The organism is Xanthobacter cornucopiae (genome assembly GCF_043195065.2).
GTDB lineage: Bacteria > Pseudomonadota > Alphaproteobacteria > Rhizobiales > Xanthobacteraceae > Xanthobacter.
The window spans coordinates 594,998-613,448 of the sequence record NZ_CM195531.1 but is presented as its reverse complement, the minus strand read 5'-3'; the positions used below and the strand labels follow the sequence as shown (position 1 = coordinate 613,448).

At 70.6% G+C, this 18,451-nt stretch carries 16 protein-coding genes and 1 tRNA gene; 10 read left to right on the top strand and 7 right to left on the bottom strand.

The genetic code is table 11. The features are described 5' to 3' along the window. The first annotated feature begins 24 nt into the window (after positions 1-24). Complete coding sequence (yhdJ, locus tag V5F53_RS02695; protein ID WP_393996929.1) at positions 25-912, top strand: adenine-specific DNA-methyltransferase; 888 nt, start codon at positions 25-27, stop codon at positions 910-912. Between the two features lie 23 nt (positions 913-935). Here the strand turns inward: yhdJ and V5F53_RS02690 are convergent. The 4 genes from V5F53_RS02690 to V5F53_RS02675 form a co-directional block, all read right to left on the bottom strand. After that, a tRNA-Arg gene (locus tag V5F53_RS02690) sits at positions 936-1,012 on the bottom strand. A gap of 220 nt (positions 1,013-1,232) precedes the next feature. Beyond that, positions 1,233-1,538, bottom strand: a complete 306-nt coding sequence (locus V5F53_RS02685; RefSeq protein ID WP_393996928.1) for an ETC complex I subunit — start codon at positions 1,536-1,538, stop codon at positions 1,233-1,235. 137 nt (positions 1,539-1,675) lie between these two features. Continuing rightward, the gene (locus V5F53_RS02680; RefSeq protein ID WP_393996927.1) at positions 1,676-1,948 is read right to left on the bottom strand and encodes a hypothetical protein; all 273 of its coding nucleotides are present in this window, start codon (positions 1,946-1,948) and stop codon (positions 1,676-1,678) included. A 106-nt stretch (positions 1,949-2,054) separates the two neighbouring features. Beyond that, on the bottom strand, positions 2,055-2,465 hold the full coding sequence (locus tag V5F53_RS02675; RefSeq protein ID WP_393996926.1) for a tautomerase family protein: 411 nt from the start codon (positions 2,463-2,465) through the stop codon (positions 2,055-2,057). A 106-nt stretch (positions 2,466-2,571) separates the two neighbouring features. On the opposite strand from V5F53_RS02675, the gene V5F53_RS02670 reads away from it, so the two are divergent. The 3 genes from V5F53_RS02670 (at position 2,572) to V5F53_RS02660 (ending at position 5,522) form a co-directional block, all read left to right on the top strand. Further along, the gene (locus V5F53_RS02670; protein WP_393996925.1) at positions 2,572-3,447 is read left to right on the top strand and encodes a LysR substrate-binding domain-containing protein; all 876 of its coding nucleotides are present in this window, start codon (positions 2,572-2,574) and stop codon (positions 3,445-3,447) included. Positions 3,448-3,611: 164 nt separating this feature from the next. Next, the gene (locus V5F53_RS02665; RefSeq protein ID WP_393996924.1) at positions 3,612-4,133 is read left to right on the top strand and encodes a DUF6790 family protein; all 522 of its coding nucleotides are present in this window, start codon (positions 3,612-3,614) and stop codon (positions 4,131-4,133) included. Between the two features lie 33 nt (positions 4,134-4,166). Beyond that, complete coding sequence (locus tag V5F53_RS02660; RefSeq protein WP_393996923.1) at positions 4,167-5,522, top strand: ABC1 kinase family protein; 1,356 nt, start codon at positions 4,167-4,169, stop codon at positions 5,520-5,522. Between the two features lie 30 nt (positions 5,523-5,552). On the opposite strand, the gene V5F53_RS02655 is transcribed toward V5F53_RS02660, so the two are convergent. Beyond that, complete coding sequence (locus V5F53_RS02655; protein ID WP_393996922.1) at positions 5,553-6,266, bottom strand: sulfate transporter family protein; 714 nt, start codon at positions 6,264-6,266, stop codon at positions 5,553-5,555. 360 nt (positions 6,267-6,626) lie between these two features. On the opposite strand from V5F53_RS02655, the gene V5F53_RS02650 reads away from it, so the two are divergent. Genes V5F53_RS02650 through V5F53_RS02640 form a run of 3 tightly spaced genes read left to right on the top strand, consistent with a single transcriptional unit; the run spans position 6,627 to position 11,737 of the window. After that, entirely contained in the window at positions 6,627-7,283 is a 657-nt protein-coding gene (locus V5F53_RS02650) for a TetR/AcrR family transcriptional regulator (RefSeq protein ID WP_393996921.1), read from the top strand. A 45-nt stretch (positions 7,284-7,328) separates the two neighbouring features. Next, positions 7,329-8,603 carry an efflux RND transporter periplasmic adaptor subunit gene (locus V5F53_RS02645; protein WP_393996920.1) on the top strand — a complete coding sequence of 425 codons (1,275 nt, stop codon included), beginning with the start codon at positions 7,329-7,331 and terminating at the stop codon, positions 8,601-8,603. Further along, on the top strand, positions 8,603-11,737 hold the full coding sequence (locus V5F53_RS02640) for an efflux RND transporter permease subunit (RefSeq protein ID WP_393996919.1): 3,135 nt from the start codon (positions 8,603-8,605) through the stop codon (positions 11,735-11,737). The genes V5F53_RS02645 and V5F53_RS02640 overlap by 1 nt, the downstream gene beginning before the upstream one ends. 177 nt (positions 11,738-11,914) lie before the next feature. Here V5F53_RS02640 and V5F53_RS02635 read toward each other — a convergent pair whose 3' ends face one another. Beyond that, positions 11,915-13,351, bottom strand: coding sequence for a class II 3-deoxy-7-phosphoheptulonate synthase (locus V5F53_RS02635; RefSeq protein ID WP_393996918.1), 1,437 nt, complete (start codon positions 13,349-13,351; stop codon positions 11,915-11,917). A gap of 320 nt (positions 13,352-13,671) precedes the next feature. Here V5F53_RS02635 and V5F53_RS02630 point away from each other — a divergent pair, with 320 nt between their 5' ends. The 3 genes from V5F53_RS02630 (at position 13,672) to V5F53_RS02620 (ending at position 16,981) form a co-directional block, all read left to right on the top strand. Next, a complete protein-coding gene (locus V5F53_RS02630; protein WP_393996917.1) occupies positions 13,672-14,916 on the top strand; it encodes a multidrug effflux MFS transporter in 1,245 nt (414 codons plus the stop codon). 78 nt (positions 14,917-14,994) lie between these two features. After that, the gene (locus V5F53_RS02625) at positions 14,995-15,660 is read left to right on the top strand and encodes a TetR/AcrR family transcriptional regulator (RefSeq protein ID WP_393996916.1); all 666 of its coding nucleotides are present in this window, start codon (positions 14,995-14,997) and stop codon (positions 15,658-15,660) included. After that, positions 15,653-16,981 carry a nucleotide disphospho-sugar-binding domain-containing protein gene (locus tag V5F53_RS02620; protein ID WP_393996915.1) on the top strand — a complete coding sequence of 443 codons (1,329 nt, stop codon included), beginning with the start codon at positions 15,653-15,655 and terminating at the stop codon, positions 16,979-16,981. The genes V5F53_RS02625 and V5F53_RS02620 overlap by 8 nt, the downstream gene beginning before the upstream one ends. Positions 16,982-17,081: 100 nt before the next feature. Here the strand turns inward: V5F53_RS02620 and gor are convergent, their stop codons facing one another. After that, a complete protein-coding gene (gor, locus tag V5F53_RS02615; protein WP_393996914.1) occupies positions 17,082-18,443 on the bottom strand; it encodes a glutathione-disulfide reductase in 1,362 nt (453 codons plus the stop codon). Between the last annotated feature and the right edge of the window lie 8 nt (positions 18,444-18,451).

The following is an 18,451-nucleotide window of genomic DNA, read 5'->3' as shown; positions in this document are numbered from 1 at the left end:
GTCGCGGGCCGGACGGAAGGACCCATGCGCAGAATCGGATCGCACGACCATGCCGTCATCCACGGCGACGCCCTCGACGCCCTCGCCGGCCTCGGCAGCGGCACGGTGGACCTGATCTTCGCTGACCCCCCCTACAACATCGGCAAGGATTTCGACGGCCTCACCGACCTGCGGGACGAGGGCGAATATCTCGACTGGTGCCGGCGCTGGATCGACGAATGCCACCGGGTGCTGACGCCGCGCGGCAGCTTCTACCTCATGTGCTCCACCCAGACGATGCCCCGCCTCGACCTGTATTGCCGCGCGCGATTCCACATCCTCTCGCGCATCGTCTGGGCCTACGACAGCTCGGGCGTGCAGGCGCGCAAGATGTTCGGCTCCATGTGGGAACCGATCCTGCACATGGTGATGGATCGCGGCGCCTACACCTTCAACGCCGACGACATCATGGTCGAGGCCAAGACCGGCGCCCGCCGGGGGCTGATCGACTATCGCAAGGACCCGCCGGCCCCCTATGGCCGCGAGAAGGTGCCGGGCAATGTCTGGAGCCTGCCGCGCGTGCGCTTCCGCATGGCCGAATACGAAAACCACCCCTCGCAGAAGCCCGAGGCGCTGCTGGAGAGGATCATCCGCGCCTCCAGCCGGCCGGGCGACCTGGTGCTGGACCCCTTCGCCGGCACCTTCACCACCAGCGCCGTGGCCCGGCGCCTGGGCCGGCGCAGCCTCGGCATCGAGCTGAACGAGGCCTATGTGAAAATCGGCATCCGCCGACTCGACCTCGCCTCCGACTATGCGCCGGAGGAGCTCGCCAAGGTAAAGGCGCGCAAGACCAGGAACCGCTCGAAGCACGACCGCGCCGGGTCGGGCGCAGGCGTCGAGGATGCGCCTCGGCGGCCCCCGGGACCGGATTGAGTCGGCACCGCATGCGGAAAAGATGGCGACCCCGGCGTGACTCGAACACGCAACCGCTCGCTTAGAAGGCGAGTGCTCTATCCAGTTGAGCTACGGGGCCGGAAGTCCGGCCGGTCAAATCAGCCCGCGCGCGATTCACCACGCGCCCCGCCCGCGGGGCCACCGCTCGCGGGCGAACCCAGGTCAAAGACGGGAAACCCGGGCCGTGAACAGCGAATCAGGGGGCGCTCACGCCCCCGGCCGCTTCACCCTTCGTCTCCTGCTTAACCCGTGGTCCCCTGCTTAACCGCGGTCTCCTGGCCCACCGCGTGGCGATGGCCTCAGTGGGTCCACTGCCCGACGCGGCGGAACGCGAAATTGTCGGAATAGGCGATCTTGCGCCGGGCCGTCTCATGGGGCTCCGACACCTGATACGGGATGGCGTTGCGCTCGGCGTAGGCGACCGCCTCTTCCTTGGTGTCGAAGGTGAGGCGAATCTGGCTGTGCATGTCCACCGAGCACGTGTAGCCCATCAGCGGCTCCACGGTGCGTGGCTTCTCCGGCTCGTATTCCAAGACCCAGTGCTTGGTCTTGGCCACGCCGGATTGCATGGCGTTGCGTGTCGGCTTGTAGATGCGTGCCACCATGGTTCCCAGCCCGCTTCGTCGTGCGGCGCCGCGTCCCGCGCGGGACGGCCGGGCGCCGCATCCATCTCGTCCGTCTGGTTCTATAGTCAGCGCGCGCGGCGCTGACAACAGATGCGAGGATCGGGCGTGGCGCCGCCTCAGCGCAGCACCAGGCAATCGGCGGCGGCCAGGGCGGAGTCCTGCGCCTTGGCGAAATCCACCGTCCCGGCCAGCACCAGCTTGCGGGTTTCCTCGGTGACGACGGCGCGCCCGTCCGCGCCCGGCACCAGCCTCGGGGCGCTGGCGATGTAGATGGCCCGGGCCTCGGGGGGCAGCTTGGCGGCGCAGCGATCCCCCGCCGCGGTGTCGGCGCGCGCCGCGCCGGCCAGCAGAACGGCGCCCGCGAGCAGGGCCAGCGTCAGTCGCGTCATGTCTTCGTCCCTCGGTCCCTTGCGCTGCGGGAATGCGGGGGAGTTGAGGCGCAACCCGCCGCCGAATGCAAGAGCCGCGACGAAAGGGCCGCGACGATGCCCCGCCCTATGCCGACGCCGCGAGGCGCTTCTCCACATAGCGCCGCTCCTGGGTGCGGCCGCCATAGCCATAGGCGTCGGCCTTCACCTCCCGCACCAGGATGTAGCTGTCGGCATCGAGATTCGGCAGCAGTTCCGCCATCGCGGCGAACACCGCCTCCAGATAGGCCGCCTTCTCGTCCTTGGTGTTGGTGCCGTCCACCACCAGGATGTCGAGAGCGAAGGACGAGGCGCCCTTCTGCGCCAGCGACACGCCGCCGGTGAACCAGCGGGCGGCGGGAATGAAGCCGACGGCGACCGCCGTCACACTCGGGTCCTTGCGCAGGATGCGGGCGGTGAGCGCGCTCAGGGCGGCGGCCACGCGGGCCGCCAGGATGTCGTCGGCGTCTCCGGAAATCGTCACGTTCAGCAAGGGCATGGGTCCATCTCCTGCCGCCATCGGAGCGGCGAGACTGACCTTAGGGCCGACCTATTCATGAAAAAAATTGAATTAAAAAATTCGAGGATTTTGCTATCCTCATAGAATGATCCGGAACTTCGATCTCGACCTGCTGCGCAGCTTCGTCGCCGTGGCGGACCTCGGCTCCATCTCGGCGGCGGCGCGGCGGGTGGGGCGCAGCCAGTCGGCGGTGAGCCTGCAGATGGACCGCCTGACCGAGACCCTCGGCTTCGCGGTATTGGAGCGCAAGGGCCGCGGCGTGGTGCCGACCCCGCGGGGCGGCGCCTTCCTGGACGACGCGCGCCGGCTGCTGGACCTCAACGACCAGGTGCTGACCCAGCATGTGGAGGGCACCTTTGCCCAGCCGCTGCGGCTCGGCTTCGTGCAGGACGTGGGCGAGGGGGTGATGCAGCGCATCCTGGCCCGCGTGTCCACCGCCTTCCCCCAGGCGCCCATCACGGTGCGGGTCTGCTCCACCGCCGCCATGCTGGAGAAGCTGATGGTGGAAGAGCTGGACCTCACCGTCGGCTTTCGGCACGACACCGACCTTCCGGCCACGGCGCTGCTGCGCGAGCCGCTGGTGTGGATCGCCTCGCGCCACCTCAGGCTCGACCGCGACGCGCCGGTGCCGCTGGTGCTGTTCGAGAATCCCTGCATCTGCCGCAGCGCCGCCATCGCCGCCCTGAGCGCGGCGGGGCGGGCGTTCCGCGTCGCCTTCACCAGCCCCAGCCTGCCGGGGCTGATGGCTGCCGTGGGCGCCGGCATCGGTGTCACGGTGCGGGCGCCGCGCTCGCTGCGGCATGACCTCGCGGTGGTGAACGACCTCGGCACCGCCGCCCTGCCGGACATGGAATTCGTGCTCTACGGCCGGCCCGGCGCCCGCAGCCCCGCCCTCGCCAAGGTGGAGGAAATCCTGAGCGAGGAGATCCGCCGCGAGCATCCGCTCTACGCCGTGGCCTGACCCCGGCCCGCGCCCGGTTCTCCGCCATGTCCGGCCGCCATGTCCCTCTCGGCCAAGCCTCCTCAGCGACGTCCCCCTCGGCCACGTTCCCCGCAGCCACGTTCCCCTCGGCCACGTTCCCCTCGGCCACGTTCCCCTGGCGGGGGGACGCGGTATCTGTCACCTTGCAGCGCACGCTGATCGAGGTGCCGCACATGGTGTTCTGGGTCCCCATCATCTCCTGGCTGGCGGCACTCGCCTTCGCCGCCGTGTCGGTGGCGCGCGCGCCGGGGCCACGCGGCTTCGCGCTCATCACCGACCGGCTGCTGCGCTACATCAATCTGATCCCCCTGGGGCTGATGGGTCTGTGGGGCGCGCTGGGGCACATCGTGTTTCCCGCCGAGTCGGCGCAAGCCATCGGCTGGGCGACGAGCCCGTTCCAGACCGAGGTGGGCGCGGCGAATCTGGGCATCGGCCTCGTCGGCGTCATCGCCGCCTTCTATTCGAGCTGGGGCTTCCGCCTGGCGGCGGCGGTGATGGCGGCGGGCTTCCTCGGCGGCGCAGCGGCGGTGCACGTGGTGGAGATCGCCTCGACCGGCAACCTGGCGCCGGGCAATGCCGGCCCCATTCTCTACACCGACGTGCTGACGCCCCTTTCGCTCCTCATTCTCAGCGCCCTGACCTTCCGGTCGGCACGGGCGCGGTGAGGACGGCGGCGCGGCGGCGAGGCGCGAGCAAGCATGGCTGACGACGAGAGAAACCGGTTTTCGGCCCGCGCCGCGCGCTATGCGAAGGTGGGCGCCAACATGGGCGGGGTGGCGGCGCGCATGGCCGGCAACCGCCTGCTCGGCCGCGCGGACACCGCCGGCGACACCGCCGCCGCCCTGGCCGCCGCCCTGGGCGGGCTGAAGGGCCCGCTGATGAAGGTGGCGCAGCTCATGGCCACGGTGCCGGACCTGCTGCCGCCGGAATACGCCGCCGAGCTGCGCCGCCTGCAATCCGATGCCCCGCCCATGGGGTGGTCGTTCGTGAAGCGCCGCATGACGGCGGAGCTGGGCCGCGACTGGGAGCAGCGCTTCGCCCGCTTCGAGCACCAGCCCTCGGCCGCCGCCTCCCTCGGGCAGGTGCACAAGGCGGTGACGCTGGACGGGGAGACCGTGGCCTGCAAGCTCCAGTACCCGGACATGCAGGCGGCGGTCGAGGCCGACCTCAAACAGCTCCAGCTCCTGTTCTCCCTGCACCGGCGCATGGACCAGACCCTCGACACCCGCGAGATCGCCCGCGAGATCGGCGATCGGGTGCGGGAGGAGCTGGACTACCGGCGCGAGGCCCGCCACGCCGCCCTTTACGCCCTGATGCTGGCGGACGAGCCCCGGGTGCGGGTGCCCGCCACCCGGGCCGAGCTCTCCACCGGCCGCCTGATCACCCTGCAGTGGCTGGAGGGCGAGAAGATCCTCACCTTCACCCGCCACCCCCTGGCCGACCGCAACACCCTGGCCGAGGCGCTGTTCGCGGCGTGGTGGCAGCCCTTCAGCCGGTTCGGCGTCATTCATGGCGACCCGCACCTGGGCAACTACACCGTGTTCCTGGACGCCGCCGGCCGGCCCGCCGGCATCAACCTGCTGGACTATGGCTGCATCCGCGTGTTTCCGCCGCTGTTCGTGGCCGGGGTGGTGGACCTCTATCGCGGCCTTCTGGAGGGCGATGCGGCGCGGGTGGTCCACGCCTACGAGACCTGGGGCTTCAAGGGGCTCAACAAGGACCTGATCGACGCCCTGAACATCTGGGCCCGTTTCATCTATGGCCCGCTCCTGGATGACCGGGTGCGCACCATCGCCGATGGGGTGGCGCCCGGCCAATACGGCCGCAAGGAGGCCTTCAAGGTCCACACCGAGTTGAAGCGGCTCGGCCCGGTGACGGTGCCGCGCGAGTTCGTGTTCATGGACCGCGCCGCCGTGGGGCTGGGCGCCGCGTTCCTGCATCTGCGCGCCCAGCTCAATTTCCACCGCCTGTTCGAGGCCGTCATCGGCGATTTCGACGCCGGGCGCGTGTCGATCCGGCAGATCACCGCCCTCGCCGCCACCGGTCTGCACTGACGGTATGCGCCGGCGCGCCGTCCCTCGTCCTCACAGCGCCTTGCCCTCGATGACGAGGCCGCCATCGGCGGCGCGCCGCGCCGGCAGCGGCGCGAGGCGGCGATGCAGGTGCACCATGAAGGCGGTGCCGAACACCGGCATGATGAGGTTGAGCACCGGGATGAACAGGATCGGCGTAATGAGCAGGCCGGCCAGAAACACCGTGGTGGCGTTCGCCTGCCGCAGGGCGCGGGCCTCCTGCGGCGAACGATAGCGCATGGCCGCCAGCTCGAAATATTCCCGGCTGATGAGATAGGCGTTGGCGACGAAGAAGATCACCACATTGACGCCCGGCACCAGCAGCAGCAGCAGGGCGCAGAGGTTCACCGCCAGCACCAGGCCGAAGAAGCGCGCCGAATAGACCATGCCGCGCAACAGCGGCTGCGCGGTGCCGCGCGGATCGCCCGGGTAGCTCGCCGCCTCCACCTTCTCCGCCACCTCGTCCAGGAACAGGCCCGCCACCAGCGAGGACACCGCCGGCACCAGATAGAACACCCCGAACACCAGCCCCAGCCCCGCCACCACCGCCAGGGTGGTCTCGACCCAGGGATAGGACGGCACGTCGACCACATGGGCCAGGGCCGCCTCGAGCGCGATGGCGAGGACCACCAGCAGGCCGAGGGCGAACCCCACGGAGCGCAGCAGCACCCCCCGCAGGAGCGGCGAAAAGGTCTGGCGCAGGGCTTCAAGGGCGGCGGCGAGCATCTGGCATCCGTCTCCGGTGAGAGCTGAGAGGTAAGGCCTCCGCTCCCCCGCCTCAAGGGGCGCCGGCCACGCCTCCCCACAGACCGCCCCCCGCACAGCGCCCGGCCCCTCCCCGCCGCATCCCCGCGCCCGCTCCCGACGCCACCCTCCTGGCCCCAAGCCTCCTGGCCCCAAAGCCTCCTGGCCCCAAAGCCCGCGCGGCGGCGTGAGCATGCGCCGGCCGGCGCCCGGCGCCCGGCGGCCTCAGGCCGCACCGTGCGAACGAACATTCACTCTTGCCCCGCCGGCGACGGTCGCGCTAGGGTCGCCAGAGCAAGCGAACGAATGTTCGCTCACACCCTCCAACAGGGCCCGCCGGCGATGACCTCTTCCCCTCCCGCGCCCGCAGCCGCCCCCGCAGCGGCGGACAGCCCGCCCGCGCCGCCCGACCGGCGCGCCGAGCAGCGCCGGCGCATCCTGGCCGCCGCCATGGCCTGCTTTGCCCGCGAGGGCTTCCACGGCACGTCCATGCAGAAGATCTGCGCCGAGGCCGGCATGAGCCCCGGCGCGCTCTATCGCTATTTCCCCTCCAAGGAGGAGCTGATCGCCGCCATCGTCGCCGACGAGCGCAGCGAGCGCCAGCACATGCTCGACGCGGTGGCGCAGTCGCCCTCCATCCTCGATGCCCTCTCCGACTGCCTGCGGCTGATGCTGGAAGAACCCAGCCTGCCCACCGCCCAGCTCGGACCGGAGATCATGGCCGAGGCGATCCGCAACACCCGCATGCGGGCCGCCATCGAGCCGTGCGAGGAGGAGACCCGCACTCAGCTGCGCGAGGCCCTGGCCACCGCCATGGCGCGGGGCGAGATCGACCCCGCCCTCGACCTGGACGACGTCATGATCATGCTCCAGGTGATGGCCGACGGCCTGATCCTGCATCACCAGCTCCACCCCGCCTGGGACCTGCCCCGGCGCATGTCGGCGCTGTCCGCGCTGGTGCGCCGCATGCTGGCGCCCACCGCCGCCGGCGGAAGCTGAGACATGATGCGCCCCGCCGATTCACGCCGTCACGGGAATGCCGCCGTGATCCGTCACCCTGCCGCCCGCCGTCTGAACGAGGTTCGTTCCATCATGCCCGCCTTCTCCCGCCGTGCCCGCACCCTTGCGCTCGCCATGTGTCTGCTGGGCGCGGCGGGCGGCGCGCCGTGGACCGCCCCCGGGATGGGCGCCGCCCGCGCCGAGAGCACGCCGCCGGCAGCCGGCCCCGCCGCCCTCACCGTCTCGGTTCTGCGCCCGCGCACCGAGACGGTTGCGGAAACCCTGCTGGTCACCGGCTCGCTGCTGCCGCGCGAGGAGATTGAGGTGGGGCCGGAGGTGGAGGGCCTGCGGCTCGAGGACATCCTGGTGGAAGCCGGCGACCGGGTGGACAAGGACCAGGTGCTGGCCCGCCTCTCCCGCGAGATGCTCGACACCCAGCTCGCCCAGAACACCGCCAGCGCCGCCAAGGCGCGGGCCGCCATCGCCCAGCAGCGCGCCGCCCTCGACCAGGCCCTGGCCCAGGAGACCGAGGCCGCCGCCGCCGTGGACCGCGCCCGCAAGCTGCGCGTCACCGGCACCGTCTCCCAGGAAACCGCCGACGAGCGCGAGCGCGCGGTGAAGGTGGCCTCGGCCCAGGTGGCCGCCGCCCGCGAAAGCCTTATCGCCGCCGAGGCGGAGGCGGTGTTCGTCAAAGCCCAGCGCGACGAGATCGAGGTGAAGCTGAAGCGCACCGACATCCGCGCGCCGGAAGCCGGCATCATCCTCTCGCGCGACGCCAAGGTGGGGGCCATCGCCCTGTCGGCCCGGGGCGAGCCGCTGTTCCGCATCGCCGAGAATGGCGCCATCGACCTCGACGCCGAAGTGCCCGAGGCGGCCATGCCGCGCATGAAGACCGGCCTTTCCGCCCAGGTCACCCCGGCCGGCTTCGACCAGCCGGTGGATGGCACGGTGCGGCTGGTGTCGGCGGAGGTGGACAAGGCCTCCCGCCTCGGCCGGGTGAAGATCGCCCTCCCCGCCGACGACCGCCTGAAGCCCGGTGCCTATGCCCGCGCCCTGGTGACGGTGGGCGCCCGCAGCGGCCTGGTGGTGCCCCAGTCGGCGGTGATGTTCGATGCCGACGGCGCCTATGTGCTGGTCGTCGCCGACGGCACCGTGGCCACGCGCCGCATCACCCCGGCGCTCAAGAGCCGGGGCCGGGTGCTGATTTCCCAGGGGCTGGCCGGCGACGAGCTGGTGGTGGCGCGGGCCGGCGGCTTCCTGCGCGACGGCGACCGGGTCAACCCGGTGGAAGCCCAGATCTCCGTGGGCGAGGCGCGCTGATGGCCATCAACATCTCCGCCTGGGCCATCCGCAAGCCCATTCCCACCCTGGTGCTGTTCGTCATCCTGACCGTGCTCGGCCTGGTGCATTTCCGCACCCTGCCCATCACCCAGATGCCGAACATCGACGTGCCCATCGTCATGGTCACCATCACCCAGACCGGCGCCGCGCCGAGCGAGCTTGAGACCCAGGTCACCAAGCGGGTGGAGAATTCCATCGCCGGCGTCGCCGGGGTGAAGCACATCACCTCGTCCATCTCCGAGGGCACCAGCATCACCACCGTGGAATTCCACCTGGAGACCCTGGTGGACCGGGCCGTGAACGACACCCGCGACGCGGTCACCAAGATCCGCTCCGAGCTGCCGCGCGCCATCGACGAGCCGCTGATCCAGCGGGTGGACATCGAGGGCCTGCCCATCGTCACCTTCGCGGTATCCTCGCCTTCCATGAGCGCGGAGGAAATGTCCTGGTTCGTGGACGACACCATCGCCCGCGCCCTGCAGGGCGTGCGCGGCGTCGCCCAGGTGAAGCGCGAGGGCGGGGTGGACCGCGAGATCCGCATCGCCCTCGACCCCGACCGGCTGATGGCGCTCGGCATCACCGCCGCCGACGTGAGCCGGCAATTGCGCGCCACCAACCTCGACGTCTCCGGCGGACGCGGCGAGGTGGGCACCCAGGAGCAGTCGATCCGCACCCTGGCCGGCGCCGGCTCGGTGGACGACCTCGCCGACACCCGCATCGCCCTCAGCAACGGCCGCTATGTGCGGCTGAAGGACCTCGGCAGCGTCACCGACGGCGCCGCCGAGCCCCGGGTGTTCGCGCGCCTGGACGGCAAGAGCGTGGTGGCGTTCGGCGTGTACCGCGCCAAGGGCTTCTCCGACGTCACCGTCTACGACCGGGTGGAGGAGGCGGTGCAGGAGCTGCGCGCCCACCACCCCGAAATGGCCATCACCGAGATCGACACCACGGTGCGCTACACCAAGTCGGACTATCGCTCGGCCATGCACACCCTGATCGAGGGCGCCATCCTGGCGGTGATCGTGGTGTTCCTGTTCCTGCGCGACTGGCGGGCGACCATCATCACCACCCTCGCCATTCCGCTGTCCATCCTGCCCACCTTCTGGGTCATGGACATGCTGGGCTTCTCCCTCAACGCGGTGAGCCTGCTCGCCATCACCCTGGTCACCGGCATCCTGGTGGACGACGCCATCGTCGAGATCGAGAACATCGTGCGCCACATGCGGCAGGGCAAGTCGCCCTACCGCGCCGCCATCGAGGCGGCGGACGAGATCGGCCTCGCGGTGGTGGCCACCACCCTCACCATCGTCGCGGTGTTCGCCCCGGTGTCGTTCATGGGCGGCATCGCCGGGCAGTATTTCAAGCAGTTCGGCCTGACGGTGGCGATCGCGGTGCTGTTCTCGCTGGCGGTGGCGCGGCTCGTCACGCCGCTGCTGGCGGCCTATTTCCTGCGCGACACCGGCCGCCGGCACGAAACCGACAGCCGGGTGATGCGCGGCTACATGCGCCTGCTGTGGTGGTCGCTGAAGCACCGCTTCCTCACCATCGCCATGGGCCTCGGTATCTTCGTCGGCACCATCTTCCTGTCCACGCTGCTGCCGTCAGGCTTCCTGCCGTCCGACGACATCTCCCGCTCCATGCTGTCCATCGAGCTGCCGCCGGGCACCACGCTGGCGGAAACGCAGAAGGTGTCGGACCAGATCACCCGCCTGCTGCGGGAACAGCCGGAGGTCGCCAGCGTCTATGCCACTGCGGGCGCCGGCGGCGCCGGCGGGCTCGCCATGCTGGCGGGCGAGGTGCGCAAGGCCCAGATCGTCATCAACCTGAAGCCCCGCGCCGAGCGCAGGCAGGACCAGAAGGCCTTCGAGGCCGCCCTCAACGCCACCCTGGCCGCCCTGCCCGACATGCGCTTCACCTGGAGCTCCAACGGCCAGGCGGCCCAGCGCGGCTTCCAGATGGTGCTGTCCGGCAATGACGGCGATGCGGTGGAGCGGGCCGCGCTGGCGCTGGAAAAGGAGATGCGCCACGACGTCGGCGTGCTCACCAACGTGGTGTCCTCCGCCGCCCTCGACCGGCCCGAGATCCGCATCGTTCCGAAGCTGGACGAGGCGGCGGAGCTGGGCGTTTCGGTGGACACCATCGCCGAGACCGTGCGCATCGCCACCATCGGCGACATCTCCGCCAACCTCGCCAAGTTCTCCGCCAAGGATCGCCAGATCGACATCCGCGTGAAGCTGGACGAGAAGGCCCGCACCGCGCTCTCAACCTTCGACGCCCTGAAGGTGCCCACCGCCGCCGGCGGGGCGGTGCCGCTCTCGGCAGTGGCCGACATCCGCTTCGGCAAGGGCCCCACCGCCCTCGACCGCTATGACCGCGCCCGCCGCATCGCGGTGGAGGCGGACCTTGTGGGCGAAACGCCGCTCGGCACCGCCGTGGACGCGGTGAAGGCGCTGCCCACCGCCCGCGACCTGCCGCCCGGCGTGGTCCTGAAGGAAGCGGGCGACGCGGAAATCATGGGCGAGGTGTTCTCCGGCTTCGCGCTGGCCATGGCGGCCGGGCTGATGCTGGTGCTGGCGGTGCTGGTGCTGCTGTTCCATGACGTGCTGCAGCCCATCACCATCCTGGTGTCGCTGCCGCTGTCGGTGGGCGGCGCCTTCATCGCCCTGCTCCTCACCGGCCACTCCATCTCCATGCCGGTGGTGATCGGCTTCCTGATGCTGATGGGCATCGTGACCAAGAACGCGATCCTGCTGGTGGATTTCGCCATCGAGGCCATCAAGCACGGCGCCGACCGCACCACGGCGCTGATGGAGGCCGGCCACAAGCGGGCCCAGCCCATCGTCATGACCACCATCGCCATGGCGGCCGGCATGCTGCCCTCGGCCATGGCGCTGGGCGACGGCGGCGGCTTCCGCGCCCCCATGGCCATCGCCGTCATCGGCGGCCTCATCACCTCCACCGTGCTGTCGCTGGTGTTCGTGCCGGCGGTGTTCACGGTGATGGACGACCTCAGCCGGCTGTTCGGCCGGCTGTTCGGCCGCTTCGTGGGGGGCAGGGACGAGCCGGAAGATCCCGCCGGCCACGGCACGCCCGGCAGTGTCCATCCGGCCGAATAGGGCCCCGCCGCCGCCGGCCCCTGACGCCGGGTGCCGGCGCCGGACCATGAGGGTGAACGAAAAAGAGGATGAACGAAAAAACCCCACCGCGCAGGCGCGGTGGGGTTTTTCATGTCTGCCACCAGAAGCCGCCGGCCCAGCCGAAGGCCGACCGGCCAACCTCCGGCCGGGAGCGGATTACTCCGCCGCCTCCACGTGCACGCGGCCACGGGCGACCCGCTCGCGCTTCAGCAGTTCGGCCACCAGGAAGGCGGTTTCGATGGACTGCTCGGCGTTCAGGCGCGGGTCGCAATAGGTATGGTAGCGGTCCCGCAGGTCCTCGTCGGAGATGGCGCGGGCGCCGCCGGTGCACTCGGTCACGTCCTTGCCGGTCATCTCCAGGTGCACGCCGCCGGGATAGGTGCCCTCGGCCGCATGCACGTCGAAGAAGGCGCGGATTTCCGCCTGCACCCGCTCGAACGGGCGGGTCTTGTAGCCCGAGGCCGCCTTGATGGTGTTGCCGTGCATGGGATCGCACGACCACACCACGGTGCGGCCCTCCTTCTCCACCGCCCGCACCAGGGCCGGCAGGTGGTCGCCCACCTTGTCGGCGCCGAAGCGGCAGATCAGGGTGATGCGGCCGGCCTCGTTGTCCGGCTGGAGGATGTCCAAGAGGCGGATCAGGCCGTCGGGCGCCAGCGACGGCCCGCACTTGATGCCGATCGGATTGCGGATGCCGCGGAAATATTCGACATGCGCGTGGTCCGGCTGGCGGGTGCGATCGCCGACCCAGATCATGTGGCCGGAGGTGGCGTACCAGTCGCCAGAGGTGGAATCCACCCGCGTCAAGGCCTGCTCGTAGCCGAGCAGCAGCGCCTCATGGCTGGTGAAGAAGTCCGTGGACGACAGCTCCGGATGGCTCTTGGGGTCGATACCGCAGGCGCGCATGAAGTCGAGCGCCTCGGTGATGCGGTTCGCCAGCTCCTGGTAGCGCGAGGACTGCGGCGAATCCTTCACGAAGCCCAGCATCCAGGCATGGGCATTGGCGAGGTTCGCATAGCCCCCGTTGGCGAAGGCGCGCAGCAGGTTCAGCGTCGCCGCCGACTGGCGGTAGGCCTCAAGCTGGCGGCGCGGATCGGGAATGCGCGCCTCCGGCGTGAAGGCGAGATCGTTGACGATATCGCCCCGGTAGCTCGGCAGGGTCACGCCGTCCACCGTCTCGTTGTCCGACGAGCGCGGCTTGGCGAACTGGCCGGCGATGCGGCCCACCTTCACCACCGGCGAGGAGCCGGCGAAGGTGAGCACCACCGCCATCTGCAGGAACACCCGGAAGAAATCGCGGATGTTGTCGGCCGAATGCTCCTCGAAGCTCTCCGCGCAGTCGCCGCCCTGGAGCAGGAACGCCTCGCCCTTGGCGACGCGCGCCAGCTCCGCCTTCAGCTTGCGGGCCTCGCCGGCGAACACCAGCGGCGGATAGGAGGCGAGCTTCGCCTCCACCTCGGAGAGGACGGCCTTGTCGGGATAATCCGGCATCTGCACGCCTGGATAAAATCGCCAGCTATCCGGACGCCAGCCTTCGGCGCGGCGAGACACCTCGGCGCCAGGGACAGGTGCGGATTGCGGGCGGGTCACCATTTGACTCTCCATGAGGTTCGCCGGCCTGGACGGTTCCAAGCCGGACCCGGACTGGCGTTCCTCTTGTGTTCGCCCAGCCGGAGAGCGGGCTTATACATGAACACCGTGGCCTGTGAAAGGCGAGGACGGCCGCTGATGGCCATGTGGCGATGCTGCATCGCAATCGCAAGTCCATGCCGCGCCGCGGGCGGGGCGGGCCTGCCCGCCCTTCTCATCCCCCCGGCGTTCACTTATGACTGGCGCGCCGCGCGGCACCCTCCTTCCGCCGTCGCGATCTCCTCGCGTGTCTGTTGCGGGACACCCCACCCTTCGAGTGCGTCATGTCCCAGCTCCCTGGCTCCGCCACGCCGGCCCGCAAGCCGGTTCCCAGCTTCGCGGAATTCGTGACCCTGATCGCCCTGATGATGGGCATCACGGCCTTCTCCATCGACAACCTGCTGCCGGCCTTCGGCATCATGCAGGCCCATTTCGCCCTGGCCAACGCCAATGACGTGCAGCTGACGGTTCACGCCTACCTGATCGGCATCGGCGTGGGGCAGATCTTCTACGGCCCGTGGTCGGACGTGGTGGGGCGGCGGCCGGTGCTGATGGTGGGGCTCGCCATCTACATCGCCGGCGGCCTGCTGGCGCTGCTCACCGATTCCTATTCCACCCTGATCGTGGCGCGGGTCATCCAGGGGCTGGGCGCGGGCGCCGCGCGGGTGCTGGCGGTGGCGATCGTGCGCGACCGTTTCGCCGGTCGCGACATGGCCCGCATCATGTCGCTCACCATGATGGTGTTCCTGGCGGTGCCGATCCTGGCGCCGGCGCTGGGCAGCCTCATCCTGCTCGTGGGCTCCTGGCGGCTGATCTTCGTCGCCATGGTGGGCCTGGCGCTGGCCCTGGCCCTGTGGTTCGGCCTCAGGATGCCGGAAACGCTGCACCCCGAATACCGCGTCCCGTTCTCGGTGCGGGCGATCCTGGCCGGCATGAAGCTGACCCTCACCACCCGCCGCTCGGCCGGCTACGCGCTCGCCATGGGCCTCATGATGGGCTGCCTCATGACCTATGTGGGCTCGGCCTCCCAGGTGTTCCAGACCGACGTGTACCACCTCGGCACCCTGTTCCCGGCGGTGTTCGCCGGCGTGGCCGGCGTGATGGCGGTGGCCTCCTTCCTCAATGCCAGCCTGGTGCGCCGCATGGGCATGCGGCGCCTGTCGCACGGCGGCGTCGTGGGCTTCCTGGCGGTGTCGGCGGGGCTGGCCGCCGCCGCCCTCGCCTTCGACGGCCGGCCGCCGTTCTGGCTGTTCTGCCTGTTCATCGGCCTCGGCCAGTTCCTGTTCGCGCTGACGGTGTCGAACTTCAACTCCATGGCCATGGAGCCGCTGGGCGCGGTGGCGGGAACGGCCTCGTCCTTCATCGGCTGCTTCACCACGCTGCTGGCGGCGCTGCTGGCGCTCGCCGCCGGCCGCGCCTTCGACGGCACGGTCCTGCCGCTGAGCCTGACCTATGTGGTGCTGTCGGCGCTGGCGCTGGTGGCGGTGTTGTGGGCCGAGCGCGGGCGCCTGTTCGGCCACCAGCCCTGAGCGGCTGGCGCAAATTCGCATTAGTGGTCATTAAATGAATTGTTGACCGGGCGCAGATTTCGCGATAGTCATACTATCATGAAATCCGCGAACGCCCCCTCCGACGTGCCCGGCAAGCGGGCCTACAACCAGGGCGCCCGCGCCCGCGCCGCCGAGCTCACCGCGGGGCGCATCCTCGACGTCTTCGCGCGCCGCATCCGCGACGACTGGCTCGACCAGATCACCCTCGACCAGATCGCCCAGGAAGCGGACGTGACGGTGCCGACCGTGGTGCGCCATTTCGGCGGCAAGGACGGGCTGCTGGCGGCGGTGCAGCGGCGGACGGCGGGGGAGATCCACGCCCGGCGCCGGATCGCTCCCGGCGATGTGCAAGGCGCCCTCGCCGCCCTGATCGACGACTATGAGGCGGCCGGCGACCTGGTGATGCGGGTGCTGTCCCAGGAGGAGCGCCATGCGCCGTTCAAGGCCATGGCCGATGAGGGGCGCCGCGAACACCGCGCCTGGATCGCCGGCATTTTCGCGCCCTGGCTCGACAGCCTCGACGCCGCCGCGCGCCAGGCCCGCCTCGACGCCCTCGTGGTCGCCACCGATCTCTATGTCTGGAAGCTGCTGCGCCGCGACATGGGGCGCACCCCCGCCGAGACGCGCGCCCTCATGAGCACGCTGGTGACCGCCGCCATCGGCCCCCTTCCGCTCACGCCTCCCGCAAGCCATGCCCCCGCGCAGGAGCCCCGCCATGACTGACGCCCCGACCGCCGACGCCCCGCGCAAGTCGTTCCTGCTCGCCACCTTCGAGGGCGGCGGCTCGGTGCCCCCGTTCGTGGAGCTGGCACGCCGGCTGGTGGCGCGCGGTCACCGCGTGCGCCTCATGAGCGACGCCTGCAACCGGCCCGAGGCCCTGGCCGCCGACGCCCGCTTCGTCCCCTGGACCACCGCGCCGTCGAAGATCGGCCGGGGGCGGGCGTTCGACTATTTCCAGGACTGGGCGGCGCCGACGCCGTTCGAGGGCATCCTGGCCGCCTGCCGCGCGGTGTTCACCGGGCCCGCCCTCGCCTTCGCCGGCGACGTCATGAACGAACTCGCCCGCGAGCCGGCCGACCTGGTGGTGGCGAACGAGCTGCTGTTCGGCGTGCACCTGGGCTGCGAGGCGGCGGCGCAGAACACGGTCCTGCTCGGGGTCAACATCAATCTGTTCCCCGCGGCCGGCGCGCTGCCCATGGGCCCCGGCCTGATGCCGGCCCGCTCCGCCGACGAGGCCGCCGCGCACGAAGCCATGCGCACCGCCATCCGCGAGGCGCTCGACGCCGCCACCCTGCCCGGCTTCAATGCGGCGCGCATCGCCCTGGGCCTGGCGCCGCTCGCCAGCCTGGCCGACCAGCACAAGGCCACGCGCGGGCTGCTGCTGGCCACCAGCCGGGCCTTTGACTTCGCCCCGGAGCCGATGCCCGACGGCCTGCGCTACGTCGGCCCCCTCCTCGGCGATCCGGGCTGGGCGGCCCCATTCGCCTCGCCCTTCGCGCGGGATGACCGCCGGCCGCTGGTGCTGGTGGCCTTCGGCACCACGTTCCAGAATCACGCCGGCGCGGTGCAGCGGGTGATGGAGGCCCTCGGGCCATTGCCCATACGCGGCGTGGTCACGCTCGGCGGCGCCCTGGTGCGGTCCGATCTCGGGACCATCCCCGACAATGTCGCCGTGGTGGAGAGCGCCCCCCATGGGGCGCTGATGCGGGAGGCGGCGGTGGTCGTCACCCATGGCGGCCATGGCACGGTGATGAAGGCCCTGGCCAACGCCTGCCCGATGCTGGTGATGCCCCACGGCCGCGACCAGGCGGACAACGCCGCCCGCATCGCCGCCCGCGGCGCCGGCCTGCCCCTGGCGGCCGGGGCGTCAGTTGCCGAAATCCGCGCGGCGCTGGTGCGCCTGCTGGAGGAGCCCGCCTTCACCACTGCCGCCGTCGATCTCGGGCGCAAGGTTCAGGCGGAAGCCGAGGCCTCGCCCCTTCTGTCCCTGCTTGAGGCGATGGCGGCCACGCCGCCGCGCTCTGGCACCCTTTGCGCGGCCTGATCCCCCGCCGGGTCGCGCGAACGCCCGCCCGCGCTCCGGCGCGGGCGGGCGATCTCCCGCACCGGACGCTGCGGACGCGGCCGGAATCGCCTGCGGCGCGTCAGGATACCTTGGTGCGCATCGTCACCAGCTCTTCCGCCGCGGTGGGATGCACCGCCACGGTGCGGTCGAAGTCCGCCTTGGTGGCGCCCATGCCCACGGCGATGCCGGCCACCTGGATCATCTCCCCCGCCCCCTCGCCGACGATATGGACGCCGAGCACCCGGTCGGTCTCGCCATCCACCACCAGCTTCATGAACATGCGGGTCTCGCGCCCCGACAAGGTTGCCTTCAGCGGCCGGAACGCCGTCTTGTAGATGTCCACCGGCCGCCCGGCGGCGCGCGCCGCCTCCTCGCTGAGGCCCACGGTGCCGATCTCCGGCTCGCAGAACACCGCCGTCGGCACCAGGGAATGATCGACGGTCCAGGGCTTGTTGCCGAACACGGTATCGGCGAAGGCGTGACCCTCGCGGATGGCGATGGGCGTCAGGTTGACCCGGTTGGTCGCATCGCCGACCGCATAGATGGACGGCACGGACGAGCGCGACCCGGCGTCCACCACCACCGCGCCCACCTTGTCCAGCTCCACCCCGGCGGCTTCCAGGCCCAGGCCGCGGGTATTGGGAATACGGCCCACCGCCAGCATCACCTCGTCGGCCTCCACGGTGGAGCCGTCGGTGAAGGTGACCTTCTTGCCGCCCGCCACCGCCTCGATGGCGGCCAGCGACTGGCCAGGCATGAGCCGCAGGTTGGCGTTGGTCAGCTCCTGCGTCATATGGGTGCGCACCTCCTCGTCGAAGCCGCGCAGCACCGCATGGCCGCGATAGACCAGCGTCACCTCGGCGCCCAGCGCCCGGAACAGGCAGGCGAACTCGACGCCGATATAGCCGGCGCCCTGCACCACGATCCGGTTGGGGAAACGCGGCAGGCTGAACGCCTCGTTGGAGGTGATGGCCAGTTCGCCACCGGGAATGGCCGGCCCCAGGGCGGGCTGGCCGCCGGTGGCAATGAGGATGGTGCGGGCCTTCACCTCCTCGCCGGTGGCGACGATGCGCACGGTGTTGGGGTCCACCACCACGGCGCGGGAGGCCACCACCTCGACGCCGGCCGCCAGCGCATTGCGCGTATAGATCCCCTCCAGGCGGGCGATCTCCTTGTCCTTGTTGGCCACCAGGGTGAGCCAGTCGAACTCCACCGCGTCCACCCGCCAGCCGAAGCCGGCCATGTCCTCCAGGTCGTGGGCATAGCGGCCGGCATAGACGAACAGCTTCTTGGGCACGCAGCCGCGGATGACGCAGGTGCCGCCGATCCGGTATTCCTCCGCCATCATCACCTTGGCGCCATGCTGGGCGGCGATCCGCGCCGCGCGCACGCCGCCGGAGCCGCCGCCGATGACAAACAGATCCACTTCCTTTTGCGACATGGGGCTCC